Below are 260 nucleotides of genomic sequence, written 5' to 3'. Positions count from 1 at the left end.
ACTCCACGACCGGAAGACCAAGATGGGAGTCGATCTGGGTATCACCATGACCTGGGAAATGCTTGGCGGTGGCCGCAACCCCTCTGGATTGAATGCCGCGAATCTGCTCGACGCCGAGTACCCCGACGCGCACCGGATCGTCCCCCATGGACCTCACCCCGATTACGGGATTGGCTGGGTTAGTGTTGACGTCAACGTCCGGGGCGAAGTCCACGTTAATGCCCAGGGCAGCCAGCTCGCGACCGAGCACCGCGCCTTGG

At 62.7% G+C, this 260-nt stretch carries 1 protein-coding gene; it reads right to left on the bottom strand.

The window, feature by feature from the left end; genetic code table 11:
• Positions 1-214: glycoside hydrolase family 3 N-terminal domain-containing protein (locus Q0795_RS17160; protein WP_298891785.1), on the bottom strand; the 214-nt coding region annotated here is incomplete at its 3' end.
• Between the last annotated feature and the right edge of the window lie 46 nt (positions 215-260).

Source organism: uncultured Serinicoccus sp., from assembly GCF_947487915.1.
GTDB lineage: Bacteria > Actinomycetota > Actinomycetes > Actinomycetales > Dermatophilaceae > Ornithinicoccus.
This window is presented reverse-complemented; position numbering and strand designations above follow the sequence as displayed.